Origin of the sequence: Bdellovibrio svalbardensis, from assembly GCF_029531655.1 — a bacterium.
GTDB classification, from domain to species: domain Bacteria; phylum Bdellovibrionota; class Bdellovibrionia; order Bdellovibrionales; family Bdellovibrionaceae; genus Bdellovibrio; species Bdellovibrio svalbardensis.
On sequence record NZ_JANRMI010000002.1, the window covers coordinates 830,814 to 855,823 of the forward strand.

Annotated in this window: 20 protein-coding genes, 1 tRNA gene and 1 riboswitch; of the genes, 15 read left to right on the forward strand and 6 right to left on the reverse strand. The window is 45.5% G+C overall.

Annotated features, from left to right (window positions below):
* Window positions 1-63: 63 nt before the first annotated feature.
* Complete coding sequence (locus NWE73_RS09200) at window positions 64-1,239, reverse strand: thiolase family protein (RefSeq protein WP_277578018.1); 1,176 nt, start codon at window positions 1,237-1,239, stop codon at window positions 64-66.
* A 123-nt stretch (window positions 1,240-1,362) separates the two neighbouring features.
* Here NWE73_RS09200 and NWE73_RS09205 point away from each other — a divergent pair, with 123 nt between their 5' ends.
* The 3 genes from NWE73_RS09205 (at window position 1,363) to NWE73_RS09215 (ending at window position 4,105) form a co-directional block, all read left to right on the forward strand.
* On the forward strand, window positions 1,363-2,346 hold the full coding sequence (locus tag NWE73_RS09205) for a DUF4097 family beta strand repeat-containing protein (protein WP_277578019.1): 984 nt from the start codon (window positions 1,363-1,365) through the stop codon (window positions 2,344-2,346).
* 65 nt (window positions 2,347-2,411) lie between these two features.
* Window positions 2,412-3,407 (forward strand): hypothetical protein, encoded by a 996-nt coding sequence (locus NWE73_RS09210; RefSeq protein WP_277578020.1) that lies wholly within the window; start codon window positions 2,412-2,414, stop codon window positions 3,405-3,407.
* 131 nt (window positions 3,408-3,538) lie between these two features.
* A riboswitch (purine riboswitch) is annotated at window positions 3,539-3,636 on the forward strand.
* Window positions 3,629-4,105 (forward strand): hypothetical protein, encoded by a 477-nt coding sequence (locus NWE73_RS09215; protein WP_277578021.1) that lies wholly within the window; start codon window positions 3,629-3,631, stop codon window positions 4,103-4,105. It overlaps the preceding riboswitch by 8 nt.
* 319 nt (window positions 4,106-4,424) lie before the next feature.
* On the opposite strand, the gene NWE73_RS09220 is transcribed toward NWE73_RS09215, so the two are convergent.
* Both NWE73_RS09220 and NWE73_RS09225 read right to left on the reverse strand, forming a co-directional pair.
* On the reverse strand, window positions 4,425-4,730 hold the full coding sequence (locus NWE73_RS09220) for a hypothetical protein (protein ID WP_277578022.1): 306 nt from the start codon (window positions 4,728-4,730) through the stop codon (window positions 4,425-4,427).
* Window positions 4,731-4,872: 142 nt separating this feature from the next.
* Window positions 4,873-5,493 (reverse strand): hypothetical protein, encoded by a 621-nt coding sequence (locus NWE73_RS09225; RefSeq protein WP_277578023.1) that lies wholly within the window; start codon window positions 5,491-5,493, stop codon window positions 4,873-4,875.
* A gap of 83 nt (window positions 5,494-5,576) precedes the next feature.
* On the opposite strand from NWE73_RS09225, the gene miaB reads away from it, so the two are divergent.
* The 12 genes from miaB to NWE73_RS09285 all read left to right on the forward strand — a co-directional run bounded on the left by miaB (window position 5,577) and on the right by NWE73_RS09285 (window position 22,943).
* Complete coding sequence (gene miaB, locus NWE73_RS09230) at window positions 5,577-6,947, forward strand: tRNA (N6-isopentenyl adenosine(37)-C2)-methylthiotransferase MiaB (protein ID WP_277578024.1); 1,371 nt, start codon at window positions 5,577-5,579, stop codon at window positions 6,945-6,947.
* The gene (locus tag NWE73_RS09235; RefSeq protein WP_277578025.1) at window positions 6,947-7,504 is read left to right on the forward strand and encodes a bifunctional nuclease family protein; all 558 of its coding nucleotides are present in this window, start codon (window positions 6,947-6,949) and stop codon (window positions 7,502-7,504) included. The genes miaB and NWE73_RS09235 overlap by 1 nt, the downstream gene beginning before the upstream one ends.
* 141 nt (window positions 7,505-7,645) lie before the next feature.
* A complete protein-coding gene (locus NWE73_RS09240) occupies window positions 7,646-9,847 on the forward strand; it encodes a cation:proton antiporter (RefSeq protein ID WP_277578026.1) in 2,202 nt (733 codons plus the stop codon).
* 104 nt (window positions 9,848-9,951) lie between these two features.
* Window positions 9,952-10,458 carry a gamma carbonic anhydrase family protein gene (locus tag NWE73_RS09245; RefSeq protein WP_277578027.1) on the forward strand — a complete coding sequence of 169 codons (507 nt, stop codon included), beginning with the start codon at window positions 9,952-9,954 and terminating at the stop codon, window positions 10,456-10,458.
* A gap of 125 nt (window positions 10,459-10,583) precedes the next feature.
* On the forward strand, window positions 10,584-12,059 hold the full coding sequence (guaB, locus tag NWE73_RS09250) for an IMP dehydrogenase (RefSeq protein WP_277578028.1): 1,476 nt from the start codon (window positions 10,584-10,586) through the stop codon (window positions 12,057-12,059).
* A 1-nt stretch (window position 12,060) separates the two neighbouring features.
* Window positions 12,061-13,581, forward strand: a complete 1,521-nt coding sequence (gene guaA, locus NWE73_RS09255) for a glutamine-hydrolyzing GMP synthase (protein WP_277578029.1) — start codon at window positions 12,061-12,063, stop codon at window positions 13,579-13,581.
* Between the two features lie 101 nt (window positions 13,582-13,682).
* The gene (locus NWE73_RS09260; protein WP_277578030.1) at window positions 13,683-14,318 is read left to right on the forward strand and encodes a carbonic anhydrase; all 636 of its coding nucleotides are present in this window, start codon (window positions 13,683-13,685) and stop codon (window positions 14,316-14,318) included.
* Between the two features lie 95 nt (window positions 14,319-14,413).
* Window positions 14,414-15,343: a hypothetical protein gene (locus tag NWE73_RS09265; protein ID WP_277578031.1), complete on the forward strand. Its 930-nt coding sequence runs from the start codon at window positions 14,414-14,416 to the stop codon at window positions 15,341-15,343.
* A gap of 68 nt (window positions 15,344-15,411) precedes the next feature.
* Complete coding sequence (gene dnaE, locus NWE73_RS09270; RefSeq protein ID WP_277578032.1) at window positions 15,412-18,954, forward strand: DNA polymerase III subunit alpha; 3,543 nt, start codon at window positions 15,412-15,414, stop codon at window positions 18,952-18,954.
* Window positions 18,955-18,958: 4 nt separating this feature from the next.
* Complete coding sequence (locus tag NWE73_RS09275; RefSeq protein ID WP_277578033.1) at window positions 18,959-20,149, forward strand: hypothetical protein; 1,191 nt, start codon at window positions 18,959-18,961, stop codon at window positions 20,147-20,149.
* A gap of 10 nt (window positions 20,150-20,159) precedes the next feature.
* Window positions 20,160-21,110: a hypothetical protein gene (locus tag NWE73_RS09280; protein WP_277578034.1), complete on the forward strand. Its 951-nt coding sequence runs from the start codon at window positions 20,160-20,162 to the stop codon at window positions 21,108-21,110.
* 102 nt (window positions 21,111-21,212) lie between these two features.
* Window positions 21,213-22,943, forward strand: a complete 1,731-nt coding sequence (locus NWE73_RS09285) for a substrate-binding domain-containing protein (protein ID WP_277578035.1) — start codon at window positions 21,213-21,215, stop codon at window positions 22,941-22,943.
* A 34-nt stretch (window positions 22,944-22,977) separates the two neighbouring features.
* On the opposite strand, the gene NWE73_RS09290 is transcribed toward NWE73_RS09285, so the two are convergent.
* The 3 genes from NWE73_RS09290 to NWE73_RS09300 form a co-directional block, all read right to left on the reverse strand.
* Window positions 22,978-23,053 (reverse strand) — tRNA-Val (locus tag NWE73_RS09290).
* Between the two features lie 78 nt (window positions 23,054-23,131).
* Window positions 23,132-23,911, reverse strand: coding sequence for a tRNA 2-thiocytidine(32) synthetase TtcA (gene ttcA, locus NWE73_RS09295; RefSeq protein WP_277578036.1), 780 nt, complete (start codon window positions 23,909-23,911; stop codon window positions 23,132-23,134).
* Window positions 23,892-24,950, reverse strand: a complete 1,059-nt coding sequence (locus tag NWE73_RS09300) for a mechanosensitive ion channel family protein (protein ID WP_277578037.1) — start codon at window positions 24,948-24,950, stop codon at window positions 23,892-23,894. Before NWE73_RS09300 ends, ttcA begins: the two co-directional genes overlap by 20 nt.
* Window positions 24,951-25,010: the final 60 nt, after the last annotated feature.

The window sequence follows — 25,010 nt, forward strand, 5'->3', positions numbered from 1 at the left end:
AACACACCTTGGGGCGCGAGCACCCAAGGTTGCAAAAAAAGAAAATACCTGGAGAAATTTGAACTACGCTTTTTCTATAATTAATGCGACAGCTTCGCCGCCACCAATACACAAAGTCGCTAGACCATAGCGCTTGTTGTGAGTGTGGAGGGCGTGAACCAAAGTTGTAAGAATACGTGCACCAGAGGCTCCAATCGGATGTCCGATAGCAATCGCGCCACCGTGAACGTTGACTTTAGCTGCTGGGATTTCCAGCTCTTTCATCGCCACTTGAGTCACGACTGCGAAAGCTTCATTGATCTCCCAAAGATCAATATCACCAATTTTCAAGTTGGCTTTAGCCAAAGCTTTTTTGATCGCGCCCACAGGGGCTGTCGTGAAGTATTTAGGTTCGTGTGCGAAAGTTCCATGTGCTACGATTTTCGCAAGCGGTTTCAATCCACGCTTTGTTGCTTCGCTTTCAGACATCAAGACGTGAGCCGCGCCACCATCATTGATTTTTGATGCGTTCGCAGCAGTGATGGTTCCAGCTTTATCAAAAGCAGGCTTCAAGCCAGGGATTTTGTCGAAGTTCGTATTGAACGGCTCTTCGTCTTTATCCACAGTCACTGCGCCTTTGCGGCCTTCAACCACAACAGGAACGATTTCGTTTTTGAATACGCCATCAGCCCACGCTTTTTGCGCTTTTTTGTATGAATCAACGGCAAAAGCATCTTGTGATTCTCTTGTGAAATTGTGCTCTTTTACGCAGATCTCTGCAGCATTTCCCATATGGAAATTGTTGTACGGATCCCAAAGACCGTCTTTGATCATTGAGTCTGTCATTTGCGTTGGTCCCATACGGTAGCCAGAACGAGAGTTCTCAAGTAAATGCGGCGCCAGAGTCATGTTCTCTTGTCCGCCAGCCACTGCAACTTTGGTGTTACCAAGGGCGATGTTGTCGGCTGCAAGCATCACAGCTTTAAGGCCTGATCCGCAAACTTTATTGATAGTTAAACAAGGAGTGTTGTTGCCGAGTCCGGCGAAAAGAGCTGCTTGACGAGCGGGAGCTTGTCCAACACCTGCAGTCAGGACCTCGCCCATGATCACTTCATCAACTTCATTCGGAGAAACATTGGCGCGGTTCAAAGCTTCCTTGATCGCTGCCGCACCGAGCTTTGGTGCAGGTACAGATCCAAATCCACCTTGGAAAGAAGCCACTGGGGTTCTAACGCTGCTGACAATTACTACATTTTCCATCTATTCACCTCTTATGTTGAAAATCGTAAAAAGATTTACTTAAATAGAGTCTGAGTCAAGTCGCCGCGTGAAAAATGCGGCATACCTACTCCGGCAGTGCTGGAGTGAATCAGGAGACAACGCATGCCAGCGATCAGCCTTGTTTTAGTAAAGCTTTTACTTCAGCCTCTTTTCGCGGCGTCATTTGCTGTGCCGGTGCAGGAGGGGGATCGTTTGATCCTCAAAGGACTTGAAGCGCAGGTGCAGTTGGTCGTTATTCCTGGCAGCAATGCATTGAAGGTGTCGGGCGTCGAAGAAACATCTGGAGAGGGCGCTTATGTCGTTTCCAAGAAAGACAATATCATTGAAGTGCGTATGAATGAATACGATGGCAAGAAGGCCTGGATGAATATCCTGCCGAAAGCGAACTCGCAAATGAGAAAAATTGAAATTTCAGGCGCGGCGGTTCCCACAGAGATTCAGTTACGAGGAGGCTCCGTTGTTGCTCAAAAATGGAGCAAAGATCTGAAGGTGAGTATCACTCAAGGGCGTGTTTCATCACTCAATGGGGTTGGCTCTTTGCAGATCTATGTGCAAAAGGGGGATGTGAATGTTCAGGACCACACGGGAAGAGTCAATGCAGATGCCTATGCTGGCAGCATGACGCTTAAAAACATTCAAGGCGACGTCGATGCTTCGTTATTTACAGGTCCTCTTTTGGTTGAAAAAGTGCGCGGCTTCAGCTCGTTGGCCAGTCAGATTGGACCCGCAAAAGTTGTTCAAGGAACAGGCACATTGCAGTTTGAAAATGGCAAAGGTGGCTTGAATATCCAGGGCTTTCAGGGGCGCGTGGATGGACAAAACCAAGAAGGCAGTGTGACTGTACAGATGACCTTGGATTCGGAAATTGACATCAAATCCAAAGCAGGTCGCGTGCAAGTTCAAGCGCCAGCGGCTTCGGGAGCAAGCGTCAATCTCTTCACTGTAGAGGGGGATATTTTCGTTCCCAATGAGCTGCGCGTAAATAAATTGAGCTCCGAAAAAAGTGTTCGGGGGCGTTTGCGCGGTGAGGGTCAGCGCGGAAGTATTTTTGTGCGCAGTCAAGATGGCGCAATAATCGTGAAATGAGTTGACACATTTTCTTAAATGCTTCAGAGCTTGTAGATTACTTCTGAAAGTAACTAGGTAGTATTATGGCAAAAATCGTAAAAAAGAAGACGGCGTCAAAACCAGCAGCGAAAGCTGCGGCCAGTAAACCTGTAAAAAAAGCTCCAGCAAAAGCGGCTGTTAAGCCAGCTCCTGCTAAGAAAGCGGCACCTAAAACTGTCGTGAAGAAAAAGGTTGAAAAGGCACCTGTAAAGGCTGCTCCTAAAAAACCGGAGTTGAAAAAGAAGGTTGAACCTAAAGTTGAAGCGAAAGCCAAAGTTGCTGCTAAGGTTGAGCCGAAAGCTTTGCCAAAGGCGGAAGCAAAGGCGTCTGCGAAAGCGGCCCCTGCAAAACCTGCAAAAGAAGTAAAAGCAGAAGCTCCTAAAGAGACTGCTAAAAAAGTTGAGAAGAAAGCTATTCCTACTCCAGTTGTTGTGGAAAAAGCGGCGTCTAAAAAAGATGTGAAAGCACCTAAAAAGGGCAAAGGTCCAAAAGGCAAAGAGAAGGACGAGACGGATCTTGACGATGATTTTATCGCCGATGATGACATGATGGGTGATGAAATTGGTGAGTACGAAGACGAACTCAAAGCTGTCGAAGAGTCCGAAGAGGAAATCGAAGTTATTGAGGAGTGGACAGGCGAAGAAAAAGCCAAAGTCGACGAAGAAGTCTTCCTGACTGATGCTGAAGGCAACCGTTACTGCCGCGCTCGTGATTGCGATCAGATCGCTGCTGTTGATGTTTACTGCCGTTATCACTATTTGATGTTCTGGAAGAAAATCCAAGTACGTAAGAAGATCCTTATCGATGGCAAGCTTGAGCGCTACATCGAGGAGCTGACTTCTCGCTATCCTGATAAGTTCCTGGAGATGATCCGTCGCGATTTGCGCACGGAAAAAGACTTCTTGGCTGCAATTCAAGAGTTGGAGTTGGACGAATCCACTAACGAGAACGAGTTTGAAGAGGATAACAGTGCCTTTATCGAAGAAGTTCGCGGTATGGGCGAAGGCAGCGGCAACGGTGTTGAGGATGACGAATACTAGGGAAAAACCTAGGAAATACGTGGGTTTACAATTGTTAACCCACGAAAATCATATAAATATCGAGTATTTAAGGCCTGCGTCAAAGATTCAGGCCTTTTTTATTTTTATTGCAACGAAGAAATTAGGCTGTTAGCACTAACCGCACGAACGCAAATATATGTCGGAGATACGGTCCGACGTTTCTACCCGTCGCCTTAAATGACGGTCTATTTGGAGATAGAATGAAGCAATTAATTGCTCTTGTCCTGATTACTCTGGTTTCTCTTTCGTCTCACGCTGGTGGCAACTTTCCGCAAGGACCAGATGCTACTCTGACTCCTGGCGCACTTTGCGACCGCCCAAGTTCACACCGTTATCCAGAAGGTATCAACTACTGCGAACGCAATGTTGATTCTTCAACTAAAAAAGACATCTTCGTTCAGTACGATCAAATTGGATACCGCACGCGTTCAATGAACCGTATGGATTTCAAAATCGATCATTACATCCCATTGTGCATGGGTGGTGCTAACGCTGAAGAGAACTTGTGGCCACAACACAAAAGCATCTACGCAATCACGGATCCTTTGGAGCCACTTCTTTGCAATAAAATGGCTGAAGGTAAGCTTCTTCAAAAAGACGCTATCCGTTTGATCAAGCAAGGTAAGGCTCACTTGGATCAAATCCCTGCAATCATGCAGCAAGTAGAAGCTCTTTAATCTACAGAAAATGCCAGGCAAGTTCCTCCGTATAAGGAATTTGCAATCAGCAGCTTAGATTCTCATCCGCGCATTACTTCCTTAAATAAAATAAAGAATAATCTCGTGAGGGGTAAAGCCCACGTCTGATAAAGGCGTGGGTTTTTTATTTGCACCTGTTAATAAAACGCAGCGTGTGAAGCAAAAGGTGCCAGGCACCTTTTGCTTTGTGCGAAGAGTTGTCCTGTACATTGATTGCATAAAAAAACGCTCCGAGAGTTCTTCCCAGAGGGAGTTCGTCGGAGCGTTCTGTGAAAACTTCAAATCGAAAAAACGAGAACTAGAAAGTTTGAGTTTGAACTTGAACTGGGACTTGTTGTTGAGATTGCGCTGTTGGATTAACAACGCTGAAGTTAGTCGCTTCGATACGTTGCATGCGAGTGCGTTCTTCCTGAAGACGAGATTCTTCAAGTTTTTCAAGAATCTTTAATTCAGTTTCTTTTTCCAATTGAACGCGTTCATTTCTGATGTAGTCAGCTTGGGCGTGAGTTCTAAGAGTTTGAGTCTGAGGTTGTCCCAATGATTGAGCTTGAGCAGAAACTGCAGCCAATAAAACAAGTGCGAAAGAAAAAACGATATTTTTCATAGTTGGTGCCCCTTTTAAGTCAGCTCTGACAAGACGGAGCTGTGTGCGGACATAGCTACTGCAGAAAGAGGCAGAGAGTATACAAGAATGCTGTGCGTCGAAACGAAAAAGTGCCCGTAAAAGATACAGGCACTTTAAGGACCTAATGAAGCTTCTTTTTGGATTTTCCACCGAACATGCGAGGACCTGTATCCTCGTCTTCATCTTCCTCGGCGTCTTCCGGAAGCTCCAAGGGTTCATCTTCGTCAGAACGAGGGGGTGAAAGCTCTTCCTTGATTTCGGCGACGGCCAAGGCATCTTCGCTGTCCTCGTCCTCTAGAACCATGGAGTCTTCCGTGATTCCCAGAAGCTTGTTGGCTTCAGCTTCTAAAGAGGAATTCTCTGTCGAGTACTTCAAGTAGAGTTTCTTTCCTTGAAATGGAAACTCTGTCCAAGTGTAAGGGAAATCCACGATGCCTTCGTTGTCGAAATATTCCAACATCATGCTGGCTGCCGCATCTACGCAGTTATGAATGCGCGTAAGGACATCCTGTTCGTTCTGAGAATAGTTCATAGAAACTTCGAAGTTAGCTTGGGCTAAGCGGCCACTTTGATGGTAGCCAACGCGCAGCGCAATCTCTTCTGAATAGATTCTGCCTTCGATAACTAGCTCAGCATCATCTAGAAATTGGGCAAAGTTCTCTTTGAACACCGCTTCAATTTGATCTGAGTATTCCTTCGGGAAATTTGTCCACTTTTTCGAGCTTTTGAGTCTTGGATTCATAGGTGGGTTCCTCCCGCGAACTTTGACATTTTTAAGACCGTTGTCTATAACTCACGATCTTTGAAGACACAAGAGGTAAGACCGTGCCCCAGACACCAGACAATTCCGAAACAACGACATCGCCCGTTCTAAATCATGATTTAGGGCAAGGTCGTGGTGTATGGATCTCCACTTACGGTTGCCAAATGAACGTTAACGACACGGAACGTATGTATTCCTTGTTGGAGATGCAAAACTTTGTTCCTGTCGACGAGCCTGAAAAAGCGGACTTGATCATCATCAACTCTTGCAGTGTGCGTGAAAAAGCCGTGCATAAAACAATGTCTGAGGTTGGAACCTTTAGAAAGTTAAAGGATAAAAATCCAGAACTTCGTATCGGCGTTGGCGGCTGCGTAGGGCAGCAGGAAAAAGAAAATCTCATCAAGTCGCAGCCAATGATTGATTTCGTATTCGGAACTGATCAGATCGACAATTTGCCGAGCCTGGTGGCGCAGACCTATGAAAAGCGCGGCAAGCATGTCAGTGCAAAATTTGAACATCGTGCCCCTTATCATATCGAAACGATGGTGCGTAATCCGGGTGTTTCTACATTCGTGAATATCACCAAGGGCTGCGATAATTTCTGTACCTTCTGTGTGGTTCCTTACACTCGTGGCCGTGAAAAATCTCGACCGGTCCAGCACATTATCACGGACATTCGTCACTTGGTAAAACGAGGGGTCAAAGAAGTCACTTTGGTTGGCCAGAATGTAAATTCTTATGCCGATGAAAATGTTGATTTTTCTGATTTGATGGCGAAAGTTGCAAAAGAAACAGATATCGAAAGAATCCGTTTTACGACATCTCATCCGAAGGACTTTGATCAAAAGTTGGCGGACACGATTGCTCAGCACAGCGATAAGATCATGGAATACATTCATTTGCCATTCCAGAGTGGCAATACTCGCATTCTGGATCGCATGAATCGTATTTATACGCGTGAAGAGTATTTCGCAAAAATTGAAATGCTCAAGAAGACCATTCCTAATGTGGTGTTTTCAACAGACATCATCGTCGGATTCCCAGGGGAAACCGAGGAAGAGTTTTTGGATACGGTGAGCATGGTTGAGCAAGTGCGTTTTGAGAACATCTTCGCGTTTGTGTACTCGCCTCGTCCGTTTACAAAAGCGGCGAAGTACGAAGATCAAGTTCCTGAAGAGATTAAGAGCGAGCGTTTGAATCGTCTTTTCGATATTCACGAAAAAATGGCATTTGAAATTGTTAAACGTTACGAGGGGCAAACTCTCAAAGTCTTGGTCGAGCACGCAGATCGCGAGCAAGGAAAAGCAAAGGGACGTAGCACTGCAAACAAGCTGGTGCATTTCTTGGGATCTGAGGATCTTGTCGGTAAAACCGTCGATGTTCGAATTACCAAGGCATTTCCGTCAGCCCTTAGAGGGGAATTGGTTCAATAATGAAAGATCTTTTGGATTTCGATAATTTTAAAGCTCAGATCATTTTTGCAAATGAATCCCAAGATGAAGAAATGTTTCATCAGGACGATCTTGTTCGTTTGTTTCCTTATGGTCTTTCAGTCACGACGGATGCGGCTCGTCCGATGTTGCTTCTAAAAGATGAAGGTCACCAACACACTCTGCCGGTTGCACTGAGTCCTATCGAAGCAGGGGTGGCGTTGTCGCAATCCAACAAGACAACGGTCCCTTCGACGCCGCATAAGTTTAGCGAGATCCTGATGCGGTCTTTGAATATTGAAATTAAACAAGCTGTGTTCGTAGAGATTCGTGGTGCAAATCAATACATCCGTCTTTATCTGAGCGGTCATGCTGGAATGGATTCTGTTAAGCTTCGCGCTGACGAAGCGATGTCTTTGTGTCTGCATTTGAATGTTCCGATTTATGCGACTAAAAACTATATCGGTCGTTCTCGCGTGATGAGTGCCGAAGTGGAAGGCAATGGACAGCGCTTGCAGCATATGAGTTTCATGGCTGAGAAGACGGGCTATCTTAACTGATCTGCTGGCACTCCGACTTCGTCGGAGTAGGTGAAGCGACATTATCAAGTGTTAACTGCCAAATGCGGGCTAAGGTAAAAAACTCTTTAAATATGCCGTGATGCAAATTGAATTCGGGAATCATGCTTGAAACAATAAAGCATGATTCATTTGCCATCTCTCATCTCTGATCTTGGTTTTATTCTACTTATTGGTGCCTTGGTGACTCTTCTGTTTAAGAAGCTTAAGCAGCCATTGGTTCTTGGTTACTTGATTGCAGGTTTCTTGGTAAGTCCGCATGTGCCCTGGTTGCCGACCGTGCAGGACAAAGAAAGCATCAGTGTTTGGTCCGAGATCGGCGTCATCTTTCTTCTTTTCAGTTTGGGTTTGGAGTTCAGTTTTAAAAAGCTTGTAAAGGTCGGCGGTTCTGCGGGCTTTACGGCTGTATTTGAAGTCCTCTTCATGGTGGGGTTGGGTTATCTTGTGGGCCGTTTGATCGGCTGGAACTCAATCGACAGTCTATTTATGGGTGGCATACTTTCCGTGTCATCGACGACGATCATCGTGCGTGCATTTCAAGAGCTGGGGATGAAAGGCAGTAAATTCGTTGAGTTGGTTTTTGGAATTCTGGTGGTCGAAGATGTTGTGGCGGTCCTGTTGTTGGTCCTGCTGCCATCCCTGGTTTCCAGTGAGGGTTTTTCGGTGACCTCGCTGTTGGGAGTGACCACAAGAATGGTCTTCCTGATTTTGCTTTGGTTTATTTTGGGAATCTTTCTTTTGCCTGCATTTTTGCGAAAGATTCGTGATTTGCTGGACGAAGAAACAACCTTGGTCGTTGCCATTGGCCTTTGTCTTGTCATGGTGATTATTGCAACTTCGGCGGGATTCTCGCCGGCACTTGGAGCTTTCGTTATGGGTTCCTTACTGGCGGAAACACCGGAAGGTCATCATATAGAAAAGCTCTTTAATCCCATTAAGAATCTTTTTGCGGCAATTTTCTTCGTTTCTGTTGGCATGATGATTGATCCCAAGGTGATTGTCGATCACTGGGGCTTGGTGGCACTTTTCACTGCGGTCACTATTTTTGGGAAATTCATTAGCACTTATTTGGGAGCTTTGATTTCGGGGCAGTCGCGCAAAACTTCGGTGCAGGCCGGAATGAGTTTGGCGCAAATTGGTGAGTTCTCTTTCATTATTGCTTCATTGGGTGTCACACTCAAAGTGACCAGTGACTTCCTTTATCCTTTGGCGGTAGCCGCTTCTGCTGTAACAACTTTTACAACACCTTACATGATTAAGTCTTCAGATGTGGTGTATCGTTGGTCTGAAAAATACGTTCCCGAGCGCATCCGGATGGTGCTGGATAGCTATAATAGCTCGGTGAAAAAGCAAAGTGGACAGGGTGTTGGTGGCCTGGTTCTGTCGCATTACGGAGTGAAGATCCTGCTCAATGCGGTCATTATCGTGGCGGTGATTTTCTCGGTGAAGAAATTTGTATTAGTGAAAATGGAAGATCACTTCTCCTCCAGTCCTTATGCGGGGGCTGTGGCTTTTTTAGTCTGTTTGCTGCTGTCGATTCCATTCTTTTGGGGACTGGTGCAAGGGCGGCCTGATAATGCTCGCCCGGAAGAGCTTCATCGCCTGAAGGGACTTTTGCCCGGAATTACTTTGGGGCGTGTGATTCTGGCGGTCTTGCTGTTGTCGGTGATGGTGGGACAGTTTATCTCGCTTCCAATTGCTTCGGGTGTTTTGGCGTTTATGGTGGTGGTCGCGGTTTTATTAACCGTCCGATATGGCGAAGCTCTGTATGCATTTTTTGAAAAAAGATTCTTAAGCAATCTGACTGAAAAAGAAAAAGCGGAACTGAAACCTCAAGATTTTGATCCGCAGCTTTTGCCATGGAATGCATCGGTTGAAATTTTTGATCTGGGTGTTGAGACGGAAGGTTTGATCGGAAAAAGTTTGCGTGAACTTTCATTTAAGGAAAATTGGGGTGTAACAATTGCTTCCGTGATTCGCGGTGATCGTCAGACGTTTGCTCCGGGCGGCGATTTTGTTTTGTGGCCCTATGATCGCATCGTTTGTTTTGGCAGCGAGGAAGAACTTAAGGAGCTGCATAAAAAGATCGTCAAGGATCAGCAGGAAAATCGTTGGACTCGGGGAGTTCCTGGGAAATACAGTTTGAGCTCCTTTGAAGTTTTTCCTGAACACTTGTTTGATGGAAAATCCATAGCTGAAAGTCGATTGCGCGAAGAACGCAATGTCCTGGTGGTCGGCGTGGAGCGGGGAGCTGAGAAGATACTAGGGCCTTCTTCGTCCTTTGTGCTTCGCAGAGGGGATTTAGTCTGGGTGGTTTCGGAATAGCCAAAGCTGGATTAAGATCCAGCGAGGGTGCTTTGATTTTTGCTGTCGGAAAAATCTCTAAATGTTAGTCTTGGTTGAATGTTTTTAATTTGAAGGAAGATTTCATGAGTGTTTTTGTAAAAGCCCGCGGTGTGACCCCAGTCGTAAATGAAAAGACTTTTATTGCGGATAATGCGCGCATCATTGGAGATGTTGAAATCGGCGAGGGTTCATCCGTTTGGTACAACGTCACTATTCGAGGTGACGTTATGCCTATTCGCATTGGTAAAGAAGTGAATGTTCAAGATGGCACCGTGATTCATGGAACTTATCAGAAATTCGGCACAACTCTGCATGATCGTGTGACTATTGGGCATCTTGTGATGCTTCATGGGTGCGAAGTCGGCAAAGCAACTTTGGTTGGAATGGGTTCTATCCTTATGGATGGAGTCAAGGTCGGGGAGCATTGTCTGATTGGTGCGGGTTCTTTGTTGGTTGAAGGCACTGTTATTCCTCCTCGTAGCTTGGTCGTGGGGCGTCCAGCTCAAGTGAAGCGCGCCTTAACCGATGCGGAAGTTGAATTGCTGGAGAAATCCGCAGACAACTATCTTCTCTATCAAACTTGGTATTAACTACCTTGCAAACTTGGTATTAAGTAACTGGTCTAAACCAATTTCTGACAGACTTGTGGTTGATCTCTGAGGGGATTCCCCTCAGAATTATACAAAACCACATAGATCTGGCAGGAGTTGGCAGTATGGAACAAAACTCTAAATCGGGCATTCCTTTCGCCCTGACCTTTGACGATATTCTTCTTCTTCCGCAATATTCTGAAATCACGCCCACCGAAGTGGCACCGCGATCTTTGTTTGCACGAAATAAGTTTTTATACACGCCGATTATCTCTGCGGCGATGGATACGGTGACGGAGAATCGCATTGCCCGGGTGATGGCGCAATTTGGTGGTCTGGGAATCATTCATAAAAATCTTGATATCGAAAAACAGGCTCTCGAAGTAGAGAAAGTTAAAAAATATGAAAGTGGGATGATCATGGATCCGCTCACTTTAAGTCCTCAGCACATGGTGCAGGATGCAGTTGATTTGATGGAAAGGTTTTCGATCAGCGGTGTGCCTATCACAGTGGATGGAACTTTGGTGGGAATTTTGACCAATCGTGATTTGCGTTTTGAGGAAAATTTCGATCAACCCATCAGCAATTTGATGACCAAAGAAAGTTTGGTCACTGCGAAAATGGGAACAACTTTAGATGAAGCAAAAAAGATTTTGCAGAAACATCGCATCGAAAAACTTCCGGTGGTTGATGATAAGGGCAAACTCAAAGGCTTGATCACGATCAAGGATATCGAGAAAGCAAAGAATTATCCTCATGCGACCAAAGATGAGCACGGTCGCTTGTTTGTGGGTGCGGCTTTGGGAGTTGGGGCGGACGGTAAGGACCGCGCTGAAGCTTTAATTTCAGCGAAAGTCGACGTGCTTTGTATCGATACCGCTCATGGTCATTCGAAAAACGTCATCGATATGGTTAAGTACATTTCCCAAAAATATCAGGATGTGATGATTGTGGCGGGGAATGTGGTCACCGCTGATGGTGCAACAGCTTTGTTTGATGCCGGCGCTGATGTTGTGAAAGTTGGTGTCGGGCCAGGAAGTATTTGTACCACTCGAGTGGTCGCAGGTGTTGGTATGCCGCAGATTTCTGCGGTGATGGAGTGTGCAAAAGTTGCCAAAGCTCGAGGTAAAACAATTATTGCCGATGGCGGAATTAAGTTCTCGGGTGATATTACGAAAGCTTTGGCGTTGGGTGCTAACTCCGTGATGATCGGAAATTTGTTGGCGGGCGCTGAAGAAGCTCCCGGAGAAACAATTCTTTTCCAGGGGCGCAGTTACAAAGTTTATCGCGGCATGGGGAGCATGGGTGCCATGTCTCGTGGTTCAAAAGATCGTTATGGTCAAATGGATGTTGAAGATAACGATAAACTTGTTCCAGAAGGTATTGAGGGCAAGGTCGCTTACAAGGGACCTGCTTCCGGGATCATTCATCAGCTTATTGGCGGCTTAAAGTCCGGCATGGGTTATTTGGGTGCAAAAAATATTGATGAGCTTCAAGTGAAAGCTAAGTTTGTACAGATCAGCGCTCAAGGTTTGCGTGAATCCCATGTGCATGACGTGAGTATCACCAAAGAAGCTCCGAACTACCGAATTGAGAGTTAAGATGCGCGGGTTTATTATTTTAGATTTTGGTTCACAGTTCACACAACTTATTGCTCGTCGCTTGCGTGAGTTGGGTTTTTATTCAGAAATTCATTCTTATAAATATTCTGCTGAAGAGATTCGTAAAAAGAATCCTTACGGAATTATTTTGAGCGGCGGTCCCAATTCAGTCTACGAAGAAGGTTCCCCGCAAAGAGACATCAAAGAGCTGCGTAACATAAGTCCTCTTTTGGGCGTTTGTTATGGCATGCAGTTACTCAGTCATCAATTGGGTGGCAAAGTCACCAAAGCTCAGCATCGTGAATACGGCCTTAATTATGTAACATGGACTTCGGTCTTAAAGGATGTTCCGAAAAAGCAAAAGGTTTGGATGAGTCATGGAGATGTTGTTGAAACTGCTCCAGAGGGCTTTGAGATCATCGCAAATTCAGATGGGAATCATCCCGCAGCAATGCGCTCTGAAAATGTGTTGGCGGTGCAATTTCATCCCGAGGTGGCGCATACTGAACATGGTTTGGATTTACTCAGGTATTTTGCGCAAGAGATGTGTCATGCTCCGGCGGATTGGGATGCTCCTCATATCAAAGATCATTTGATGGAGGAAGTTCGCAAGCAGGTCGGTGAAACAGATCATGTCTTGGTGGGCTTAAGCGGCGGTGTCGATTCGACAGTTGTGGCCACCCTGCTTACGAAAGCTCTGGGCGCAGAGCGTGTGCATTGTGTGTTTGTAGACAATGGACTTCTGCGCAAGAATGAATTTGAGAATGTTCTTGAAAGCTATAAAGGGCTTGGCCTTAACGTCAAGGGTGTTGATGCTTCCAGGGAGTTCCTTTCGGAGCTGAAGGGAAAAACTGATCCTGAGGAAAAAAGAAAAACTATTGGTCGCGTTTTTATCGAAGTCTTTGATAAAAGTTATGACAAGAAATTACCTATAAAATGGTTGGCACAAGGAACCTTGTATCCCGATGTGATTGAGAGTGTCTCATCGATCGGTGGTAGTGTTACCATAAAGTCCCATCATAATGTCGGCGGATTGCCGGAAAAAATGCATTTGGGCCTTGTTGAGCCGGTTCGTGAACTTTTTAAAGATGAAGTTCGTGCTTTGGGGGCGCAACTGGGATTACCCCATGCGATGTTGTGGCGTCACCCGTTCCCGGGGCCAGGCTTGGCAATTCGTGTACTTGGTGAAGTGACTGAGGAAAGGCTGCGTATTCTGAAGGACTGTGATGATGTGTATATATCCGAACTTCGCAGGCATGGTCTGTATGAGAAAATCTGGCAAGCTTTCTGTGTTTTGTTGCCGGTCAAAACCGTGGGCGTGCAAGGTGATTCGCGAACTTATGATCACGTGCTGGCTTTGCGTGCCGTGACTTCCAGTGATGGGATGACAGCGGATTGGTATCCATTCGAGTTTCAGTTTTTACGCGATGTTTCGAATTTGATTACCAATAAAGTCAAAGGCGTGAACCGTGTGGTTTATGACGTGACTAGTAAGCCTCCTGGAACCATTGAGTGGGAATAGCTGATTTTTTCAGCTATTCACCCCACAACACGCCTCATCATTTTACAATAAGTGATCAACAAAAAAACACTCATGAATTATAACTTTTGTGAGGGGGTTTTGTGTCTGATGAAGTAAAAAAGCTAGTCGACGGTTTTCATAAATTTAGAACTAAGTACTTTGTTAAAGATACTGAACTTTATGAGCACCTGAATACCGAAGGTCAGTCTCCTAAAACTCTCGTTGTCGGTTGCAGCGATTCACGTGTGGATCCCGCTCTTTTGATGCAGGCGAAGCCCGGCGATATCTTTGTGATCAGAAATGTGGCCAACCTCGTGCCTCCTTATGAAAAAGGCGGCGGATTTCACGGGGTCAGTTCTGCTATTGAGTTTGCAGTCAATGGCCTGAAGGTTGAAAGCATTATTGTTCTCGGGCACGAGCAATGCGGCGGTATTAATGCTCTATTGACCGGAGATTACAATAATCATTCAGACAGCTTCATTTCGTCATGGATGAAAATTGCGATTGAAGCAAAGTATGAAGTTCTTCGTGAGATGCCCAGTGCTCCCCTGAAAGACCAACTGAATTCCTGCGCAAAGAAATCTGTTTTGATTTCCATGGAAAATCTAATGAGCTTCCCTTTTATTCAAGCCAGAATGAAAGATCAAACCTTGAAAATCTATGGTTGGTTTTTTGAGCTTGATGGTGGACGCATGCTGGAGTTCGATTACGAACAAAGAAAGTTCGTAGAAATCTAAATCATCTTATAAACATGTAATTTGTTTTTCGTCGCTCAGGATATCTTCGCGTGATTTTCTCAACTATACCAGAGGAAATCACGAAGGAGATATCTGTGTCATTTAATCATAAAACCCTTCTAGTGGGTGCTCTGTTATTGTCTTTGACGGCGGTCGCTGCCGAGACGATTTATTATCAAACTTCAGGTCTATCTAACTTCAAATATTATACGAATTCAGATGGACAGAAGATCGCTGAAAAGACCATACAGAATTACGATGTTGTGCACAGTTATGGTGATCCGGGCCAACTTTATTTGGTTGATTCACAACTCAATCGCCAAGAGTACATCAATGTTGATGGAGTCAGCGGAAGTTTAAAATGGAAAGTTCGTTCCGGGGCTGATTTTGGCAATGTTTTGTATGAAAAGTCTGAAGTGGCAACAGATTATGGATTCAGTGATTTGGGGCCTTTAATGCTCACAGCCTTGGATGGATGTTGTGCTTCGGTTTCGGGATATCGACTTTACGATGTGCCAACAGGTAAGTTGATTATTTCATTTAACGATTTTACGGATTCTGAAGTGGTTCGTCATCCGTTCACTTTGGATATTCCAAACTCCAAATTAGGCTATCGCTTTATTGGTGTGATCAGTGGCGACAGTACAAGGGATCTTGATTTCGTACCACCGGAGTCTGGTTATACCAATACGCTGTTGCTGAAGTACGCGTCTCGCGCAGCCTTCCTCCAAAGAATACAGGTTGATATGCAAGTGGCAGATGGTTATGCCCCCAGCATTTTGGAGGCGAAACTCGAGGCAGACCCCACAGTCGTAAATAGTGATAAAATTGAATTTCGGGATGGTATAGCCTCTATGTGGAATATTGATGGCGCCGCAAGTCCAAGTGCCATTGAGGGAGTCCAACTTCGTATTGTTGTCAATGGTGGAGAGGACGACAAAGTGATCATTATTCCAGTCGTAAATGACCGTTTAAATTTAGAGAAGGCTCAGATTCCGTCGGGAGTGAAAATTCACACTCTTTAAGTGTAGTTTTGTAGACAACGCAGGGCTTCCAAATTGAATAAAGCGGATGGCTAAGATATGAATTTGTCATGTCTTTTGTACATCTTCACGTTCACTCAGAATACTCTCTTTTGGAAGCGGCTTGCCGTGTAAAGGCCATTGCAAAAAAAGCGGCGGCGATGCAGATGCCCGCAGTCGCTTTGACTGACAATGGCAACATGTTTGGTGCTGTTGAATTTTACTTTGCCTGTAAAGATGCGGGCGTAAAGCCTCTCATCGGTCTTGATGCCTACATGGCGCCAGGGTCCCGCCATGAAAAAAAACAGGACCGCGATCAGGTCGCAGCGGGGCCTCGTCGTTTGGTGTTACTGGCGCAGAACACGACCGGATATCAAAATCTTTGCAAGTTATCGACTATCGGTTACCAAGAGGGCTTCTATTGGAAGCCTCGTATCGACTATGAGGTTCTTAAAGAATACAGTTCAGATTTGATCTGTCTGACCGGTGGTTTGCGTGGTGAAGTCGCAGATGCCTTTTTGCGTGAAGGTCCCGAAGCTGCATTAAATAAAATACGTCAGCTGAAAGAAATTTTTGGCGATCGTTTGTATTTGGAAATTTGCCGTACCGGTGTGCCGGAGTGGGATCGTATTAATCCCTTCTTGTTGGAAGCTTCCAAGTCCTTGGATGTTCCTGTTGTCGCAAGTAATGACGTTCATTACATGACTCAAGATGATCAGATTGCGCAGGAAGTTCTAATCTGTATCGGCACGAATAAAACTTTGAGTGATGAATCCCGCTTTAGATTGGGAACTGATGAGTTCTATTTTAAGAAGCCGGAGCAAATGATCGAGTTGTTTGCGGATATCCCTGAGGCGATTGCAAACACTCTGGTCATTGCGGATCGTTGTGATGTTAAATTTAAAATCAAAGATGATAAAGGAAAGCCAATTTATCATTTGCCAACATTCCCGACGGAAAATGGTGAGACGCTGACAGATGCGATCGCCAGAAAAGCCAAAGAAGGCTTGTTGGTGCGTTTTGAAGAAGCGCAATTGCGCGGCGAAACCGTTCCGGAAGAAAAGAAGCCAGAGTACTTTGATCGATTGAGTTTCGAATTGGGTATTATTGATCGCATGGGCTTTAACGGTTATTTTTTGATCGTCCAAGACTTCATTGGATGGGCTAAGGATAATGATATTCCTGTGGGTCCGGGGCGGGGATCTGGTGCCGGTTCTTTGGTTGCCTACTCTTTAAGAATTACGGATCTGGATCCGATTCCAAACTTCCTGCTGTTTGAGCGTTTCTTGAATCCAGAACGTATCTCCATGCCCGACTTCGATATCGACTTCTGTCAAGATCGTCGTCAGGAAGTGATTCGCTATGTAACGCAAAAGTACGGGCAGGAATCAGTTTCGCAAATCATCACTTACGGTAAGCTTCAAACCCGGGCCGCGTTGAAAGACGTGGGGCGCGTTCTTGGTATGTTGTTTGCGGAAGTCGACGCCGTAACAAAACTCATTCCGGACAAGTTGGGCGTGTCTCTAAAAGAATCTTTGGAGATGGAACCCCGACTGACTGAAATGATGGAGATGAACCCCACTGTCGCAACATTGATCGACCTTGCACAAAGAGTGGAAGGTATGGTTCGAAATGCGGGTATCCATGCTGCCGGCGTTATTATCGGTGATGGTCAACTCGTGAAGCATGCGCCTTTGTATAAAGGTGCGGACGGCGAGCAAGTCGTTCAATATGATATGAAGCATGCCGAGAAAATCGGTTTGATTAAGTTCGACTTCCTGGGGTTGAAGACGCTGACTCATATCAATATCGCGTTGAAATTGATTAAGAAAAATCGCGGTAAAGTCATTACGACCAAAATGATTCCCATGAACGATGTGGCCACCTTTGAGATGATGTCTCGTGGGGATACGGCCGGAGTGTTCCAGTTCGAGGGTGAGGGCATCACCGATGCCACTCGTAAAATTCGTCCTTCCAGTTTCGCCGATATCACTGCGATCACCTCTTTGTATCGTCCGGGTCCGATGGCGAATATTCCAGAGTTTACGGATCGTAAGCATGGGAAGTCTCCGGTGGAGTATCTTTTGGAAGATACCAAGGAAGTGTTGTCAGAGACTTACGGGATCATGGTTTACCAAGAGCAGGTTATGGGTATTGCATCTCGCATTGCCGGATACTCTCTGGGTGAAGCCGACATGCTTCGTCGTGCGATGGGTAAGAAAATTAAAGAGGAGATGGATCAACACCGTGAACGCTTCATGAAGGGAGCGGTGGAAAAAGGTCATGACAAAGCCAAATCTTCGGATTTGTTTGATCTCATGTATAAGTTTGCCGACTACGGTTTCAATAAATCCCATGCCGCCGCTTATTCTGTCGTCACCTTGCAGACCGCTTGGTTAAAGTGTCATTACCCTGCTGAATTCTTTGCCGCCTTGCTCAGCACCGAGTTGTCGGATACCGAGAAAATCGTTAAGTACTCGAAAGATGCGGGTGCAAAGCGTGGTCTGACTGTTAAACCGCCGCATGTGAATTTTTCGGACTATCTGTTTGATGCTCATGGCGACGAGATTTACTTTGGTTTGGGCGGTATTAAAGGTGTGGGTCAGAATGCCGTTGAGGCCATTGTTGAGGCTCGCAATAGTTTGCCTGACAAAAAGTTCTCTTCATTGGATGAGTTCTTTAACACCATCGATCTTCGTCGTGTGAATAAGAAAGTGATCGAGTGTTTGATTAAAGCCGGTGCCTTTGAGGGCTTTGGTGCGCATCGTGCTCAGATCATGGGGGGCTATCAAAAGTTCCTGGATCGGGCGCAAGGATTGCAAAAAGATCGCGAGTTGGGACAGTCGTCATTGTTTGACCTTGGACCTTCTGCTGAAACGATTGTGAAGCTGGAAGACTGTAAGCCATGGACTCGTACGGCTGCCTTGGCTTATGAAAAAGAAGTTTTGGGTTTCTATCTAAGTGACCATCCCTTAAAGGGCTTTGATACTTTATCTGAGATCTGGACAACCTGTAAGGTGATTGATCTTCCAAAACAAATGCCTCCTCCGGGCTCCCCAGAGGCTGAAGCCATGAAGGCTGCCAAAAAGGATTGGAAGAACCGTGACGCTGCAAAGAAGCGCGTTTTGGTTGCGGGATTGATCACGGATTTACGTGAGCTGATTACGAAAAAGGGAACCCGCATGGCCTTTGGTAAGATCGAGGATCTCACGGGGGCGGTGGAGTTGGTTATCTTCCCGGATGCTTTCTCCAAGAATGAGATGCAGCTTCGTGATGAACGACCGGTTTTGATCGGTGGTGGCCTCGAGGTTGAAGAAGGTGTTGCGAAAATCATGGTCGATTCCGTGGCGCCGATGGAAGATATTCTTAAGAAAACCAAGCGCATGGTCTTTAGGCTGGATAAGGTGCCTCATGAAGACTATCATCGTCTTCAGGCTCTCATGAAGGATCATCCCGGTCCCACGGCTGTCAGTATAGAAATTGATGTGCCAGAAGTGAGTCGTCGTGTGATGATGGATATTGTTGAGGGTTCAGGCGTGAGCGTGAATAATGAATTCTTTGAAGGGGTTCATTCTCTCTTTGGGCGTACGGACTTTATTGAATTGAGGAGTTAAAAGAATGCGTTGGACATCTAGAGTGGCAGCATTGGTTTTACAGCTATTTTTGATTTTGATTGCAGGAACGACGGCCCTGGCTCAGCAAGCAGAACTCTTGGAGAGAACATTTTCAGGAGTTTCCAAAGAAGTCACTCCTCAAGCCGCGAAGACGGATATTCAAAATCAAGCGTCTCAAAAAATCTCTGAAGAAGTGATTCGCGAGCTCATAGGTGAAGAGCGCTTCACTAAAAATAAAACGTTGATTCAAAATAAAGTGATTAAAAATTCCGCTCGCTATATTCCATTTTCCAAGCCCTCAAGTCTGACTCAAGAGGGTGAGGAATTTAAAATGGCTGTGGCCATGAAGGTTTCATTGAGGGATTTGAAGCAGATGCTTCAAGAAAACTCCCTTCTGAATGAAAATGACACAGTGCCAGTGGTGTTGCCGGTGATCAGTCTGGTGGACCGAGTGCAGGGCCGCAGCTATCGCTGGTGGCAGCCCTTGGATAAAAATCCTCAAGGATTCTTGTTTAAAGAAGGTCGTGCCGTTGAAGAGGCACTTCGTAATTCTTTCCAGCTTAAAAATTTCTATGTGATTAAGCCTTTGGAGTCTGGCTTGGGTGCCAGTGTTCCAAGCAACTTTCAAAACGAAAAGATCACCGGTGAAGATGCGCAGTTCTTTGCTCATTACTTCAATGCTCCAGTGATCATTGACGGTCAGGTCCTGATGAGTAAGGAAGAAAAAGGCAGCAATTACAGCATTGAGATTCGCCTGACGGCCACTCAAGTTAGCAATGCTCGCCCGATTGCCGATGTATCTCGTCGTTTCACAACAGAGGCAGGACCCTTCGAAACTTCGGTGGATAAAAAGCTGCGTGAAGTATTGGAAAGCACCTCTAACGACCTTGCATCTCAGGTTTTTGAGGCTTGGCAACGTGGTTCCTTGGGGACTTCTGTGATTCGTGTCACGATTCAAGGAAATCATGCACTTCCAGTTATGGAAGGCTTGAAAGAAAAAATTCGTTCGCAAATTACGCAAGTGAAGAATATTCGCGAGCGTGTCGTCAGCTCTGAGAGCACTAGCTATGAAGTGGACACGTCAGTGACTGCGGCGGAGCTGGTACAAAAGATGGAAGCATTGGATTTTAACGGCAAGAAGCTGTCTAAGGTTTCCGAAGAGCGCGACGAAGTTGTTTTGAAATTGGGACAATAGGGAGGTTGTTGTGAAGGCAGTTGTTAATTATCTGGTGACCATCGCATTCGCAGGTATGGTGTCTGGTGGCTTGCTTGGCTGTGTGACAACGGATCGCTCAGGTCCCTCCATGCGTCGTGAAATTAAAGATGAAAATCAAGTTGCCCGTAAAGATGACTCTGCTCCTCGCAAGCGCCTGATGGTTCTGCCTTTTCTGGATACTTCGGACAAGCGTCCTCAAGAGTTTCGTGATAGAGCCCGTACCGCTTTCATTCAAGACCTGAATCGCTCAGGTGATGTTATTGCTATCGACAGCCGTGAGCTGAATTTGGATCTGACCAAGATGATGGAAGGTGGGCAATACAAACTTTCTGAGGTTTCCAAAGCCGCCAAAGCTTTGGGTGTGAATGCGGTTCTGGAAGGTAAGATCAACGACATTCGCATTAAGAGAAAGTCTGACAATGTGGGTGTGGTTCGTCATTTGACTTCTGTTTTTGAAGTTGTGGCGCAGGTTCGCGTCGTGACAGCTAGAACGGGAAATGAAGTTTTCAACACTGTGAAAACAGTCACTTTGGAAGAGCAAGGTGTGCGTGTCGCAGAACGTGTTGAGACTGATAAATATCTGCAAAACAATCCAGAGATGGTCGAAGTTTTGGTGAAGGATGCCTTCTTGGATTTTACTCCCCAGGTTTTGGGCTCTTTAGAGAAGATCTCTTGGGAGGGGCGTATTGCCGCGATTAACGGCGATCGTCTTTACTTGAATGTTGGAAAGATTTCGGGCCTTCAGATGGGCGATCTTTTGAAAGTCATGGAAGACGGTGATGACGTTTATGATCCAGAAAGTGGATCTCATATCGGTCGCGTTCCGGGACGCCTCAAAGGGACATTGGAAGTGATTAGTTATTTCGGCAATGATGGATCAATTGCGATCATTCACTCAGGTTCTGGATTTAAAGAGAATGACAGGATTGAACTCTATTAGTTATTGCTGCGGAGCAAAACAAAAAATGATTTATAAACATTAACATCTAGAAAGCTCAACAAACCAATTTGCTTACCAGGACTAAATCGATAGACTTAACAAGTGATTCGATCACTGATTATCTCTATTTTATTTTTAAGCAGTGCTGCTGAGGCGAAGACCTGGAAAGTTGCTGTTCTTTATTGGAGCATGCGAATCGAAGGCCAGGTCTTGATGCGCAAAGGCCTTGAAGAAGAGGCCCATAAATTCAATTCCACCAGCAGCATTAATAACGGCGACCAGGTTGAGCTGATTCCCTTTGTCGCTGGCGAAGGCCGTGAAGGAATCATCAAGCAGATTGAGCAATTCACCCAAGCCAATAAAAAAAATCCGGATGCAATTATAATTCAGCCCACAGACAATGCAGCTCTTGCAGAGGGCCTGCAGGCTGCAAATCGGTTGAAAATTCCAGTAGTGGCTTACGACCAGTATATTGTCGGAGGCAATCTTGCGGCCTTCGTTACCAGCAATAACTACGGGGGTGGGGTTGATGGGGCAAATTACATCGACTCTATATTTCCCAAAAAGAAAAGTCTTCGCATCGTGGTTTTTGAATACCCTCAGGTATCGTCGACCACCGAACGCGTAGATGGGTTCTTTGATGGTCTGCGAGCGAAGCAGCGGCCCTTTGTGGTTTTAGAGCGCTATCAGGCTGTGGAGCCTGTGTCTGGAAAAAACGCCGCTCTAAAGTTTCTTAAAGATTATCCCAAAAAAGGCAGCGTGGATGTGGTCTTCACTGTGAATGATGGTGGTGGTCTGTCTGTGGTGAAGGAAATTTTAGCCAAGAAACGCAATGAGATTAAACATGCCACTTTTGATGGAGATCCTTTATCCGTTGAAAATATTCGCGAAGGCAAACTGACGGTCATTGATTCGGCTCAGTATTGTGCTGAATTAGGTCGTCGGGCCTTCCGCGAGATGATCAAAGTCGTCAAGGGTGGCAGTGCGGGAATTAAAGTGCGCGTGCCAACCTTTCCGGTCACCCCAGAGAGCATTAAAAACTATACGGGATGGATGGGTGTACCCGTCGATGAGCCCAAGGCAATAGTGCGGTCTGAAAAAAGCAAGAACACCGGGAATTTGATTTTTAGAGTGGGAGCGACACCTCTGTGCCCTTATGTCTGTGAAAAATCACCAGGAGTTTGGACGGGATACCTCTTTGAGATTCTGGGTGAGATCGCAAAGAAACAAGGTCTGGATTTGCGCTTGGAGAGTATTCCTAATTCGCGTCTAGTGACAGCTTTGCAAACACATAAAGTCGACTATATTATCGCCCCTCAATATCTGGTTCGATATATTTCGGATATAAAAATTGTCGGACCAGAGTTAGGCGTTAATTTTACTGGAGCCATACTTCCTAAAGAGTCTCAGATAGGTCTCATTGATACCGTGTCGTTGAAAAAGCTTAAGGTGGTATATTCTGACTTCGGATATCAAGGTGATCGTACGGCGCTGGGAACTATTTTAGAGCGGGCCAATCGTTTGACCGGTGTTGATGTGGCTGACCGAATGAAAAAGATGATGATGGATGGAAGAGCTGAAATTGCTTTAGGAGATTTCAATGTCATCCGCAATTCTTTTGATAGCAACAAGGAGACCAAGCTAAAGCTTGTTCCTACATCACTGACGGGTTTTAGTTTTTTCGTTATGGCAGGCTCACCCAAAAGTCCTCAAGTGGATTTTTTAGGAAATCGATTGAGCGAATGGTTTGAGGCTTCTCGAACAAACGGTCATTTGAGTGAAGTCTTGAATAAGTACAATCTGTCTGACTGGCAGATTCTGGATCGCAATTAATATTGTCGTGGATTTAAATATGTATCAGGAAAATTGGTGGTCTGTACAAGACTCGAACTTGTGACCTCTCCCATGTCAAGGGAACGCGCTACCAACTGCGCTAACAGACCAATCTGAAGGAATAATCTAACCGAGCCTGTGAGTCTGTGCAAGCGACAGTGATTGTCTCGATGACGCAATGTTTCACTCTAGAGTTTAAGGTTTTTAAAATCCCACAATTCTTGATCCATCATTTGGCTCGGCTTGACGTTGGACATGGCAGTTTGAATAGAGGCGTAAATGTTAGGGATCTCTTTTTCGAGATCGCGGACTAACTTCTTTACGCGGACACGCTTTAAGCCGTCTTGGGAACCGCAAAGATTGCAAGGAATGATTGGGAATCCCCACTCTGCAGCCAAATCTTCAATGTCTCTCTCTGAAACATAAGTCAGAGGTCTGACGACGATATTTCGCCCATCATCTGATTTTAGTTTTGGAGGCATGGTCGCCGTGGTACCGACATAGAAAAGATTGAGTAAAGCCGTATGCACAACGTCGTCACGGTGATGTCCTAGCATCATTTTGTTGAATCCATTGGCGTGTGCGAAATCGTAAAGAATAGCGCGACGAAGGCGAGAGCAGAGAGAACAATAAGTGGCTCCCTCTGGCACTTTTTCCTTCACAATTGAATAAGTGTCTTTTTCCAAAACATTGAGTTTTACGCCCAGGCTTTCAATCCAGTTTTTGAAAGCCGTCGCATCAAAGCCGGGTTGCTTTTGATCAAGAATCGCTGCCTCTAAGGTAAACTTTCGTTCTGAACGCTTTTGAATTTCCGTTAGAAGAGCCAATAGAACACTGGAGTCTTTGCCTCCTGAAACGCAGACCATTAGCTTGTCGCCGTCCTCAATCATATTGAAGTCGTTCAAGGCTTGGACGATTTGCTTACGAATTTTGATCGCTAAAGGACTCTCAAAGTTTACTGCTGTCATGGCCGTGGGTTTTATCCGAAAGCTCAATGACTTGTCGAGCTAATTTAATTCCCGCAGCACGTAAAGACTCAATGCCTCTGACATAAACTTTGTCGCCAATAGAGAACTGCGATCCGAAGTGGTCGATAAAATAAAGAATCTTCAATTCAACCCAATTTTCCGTCGAATCGCTCACGTAGGCCCAAGGAGTGGGAATGCCGCGAATCTCGCCAATACCGGCAACAGTTTGCTCGAGGATTTGCTTGGCCAGCTCAATGTTTTCTCCATAGGCAAGGCGAAAGATCTGTCGACGTAAAATAGGGTGATCCGGTGGCGAGTAATTTGAGATTTGCGCATTCGCCATGAAGCGATTCGGCAAAGTAATGATCTCATCTGAGAAGCCCACCAGGGTTACAGATCGCCAAGTCATCTCACGGACCTGTCCTGTGGTTTTTTGAATGCCGCTCACGATTTCAAGCCAGTCGCCCATTTCAAAATTTCGATCCACCTGCAATGAGATTCCCGCAAACAGATTTCCCAAAGTGTCTTGCAGCGCCAAACCCAGAATGACCGAGGCCGCTGCCGATGTCGCTAAGAGAGGGCCAATTTCTAATCCAAAGATATGAGAAATTCCCCAGAACAGCAAAACGATGGATAGCAATAAAGAGAAGATATTCACAAGAAGCAAAGGCACGCCGTGCTTCATGGAGCCCAGGAAAAGATATTGTAAGACAATCAGGCGTGAGGTTTTAACAAAGACAATATTTCCCCAGATAAAGGTGAAAATTGCAATGTAAGGGGTGAAGCGGGTGACTCTGCCAATTTGCGCTTCAGAACTTTGCAGGAAGATAAATAAAACAAAAAGAAAACTTAAAATCACAAAGTGACGAAGCAAAACACTGAAGTGATTGCGGATGCTTTTGTGACGCTCTTCGCTGACTTCCTTCAGGAAAAACTTGTAAAAAACCCAGGCAATCAAAATTAAACATCCTAGCAGGATGTAAGGTTCTATTTCCAGGAGCCCGTAGAGTGCTTGAATTTTGATGAACTTATCCGCCATGATCGTTTTCCCTCTAGAGTCCCTAGTATAATGACTAAGTTTTGGTCTAGTCGAGTATAA